Annotated in this window: 1 protein-coding gene; it reads right to left on the bottom strand. The window is 44.2% G+C overall.

From position 1 onward, the window contains the following. The coding region (locus tag A3756_RS15495; RefSeq protein ID WP_156490514.1) for an ATP-binding cassette domain-containing protein at positions 1–695 on the bottom strand (695 nt) is incomplete at both ends.

Raw genomic sequence — 695 nt, 5'->3', positions numbered from 1 at the left:
TGATAAAACTCAGGCGACACAATAAGAGCCTGAAGCTCTTCAATCCTCGACTCCATTTTCTCTATTTTCGCAGGCAACTGTTCCAACTCGAGCTTTAATTTATAACTCAATTTTTTTGGTTTATTCTGCGAGACAGCAGGACTTTGTTTCTCGGTGGAACTGCTTGTTGGAACAAGTTCTTTTTCAAGCGGTTTAGCGGCATTGTCCTTATCGTTTGTATACTGCCCCTCTGTTGGTAAACGACCACCGGTTTGTCTGACCCAGTCATTATACCCACCAACATACTCGCCAATTTTCCCCTCACCTTCGAATACTAAGGTGCTCGTGACGACCTGATCTATAAAGTCCCGGTCATGACTGGTAATAAGCAGTGTTCCCTGAAACTGAGCCAAACGCTCTTCCAACAATTCCAAGGTATCAACATCAAGGTCGTTGGTTGGCTCATCCATTACAATAACGTTTGCCGGTTTGGCAAATAAACGCGCTAACAATAAGCGATTCGTTTCACCACCGGACAAGGCGGTGATAGGTGAGCGAGCACGCTCTGCTGTAAATAGAAAGTCATTGAGATAACTCATTACGTGACGGGACTTGCCATCCATTTCAACAAAGTCATGGCCATCGGCAACATTATCAAAAACTGTTTTAGTAAAATCCAGTCCACCTCGAAGCTGATCGAAATAAGCAACTTCCAG

The sequence above is a fragment of the Oleiphilus sp. HI0086 genome, assembly GCF_001635225.1.
This window is presented reverse-complemented; position numbering and strand designations above follow the sequence as displayed.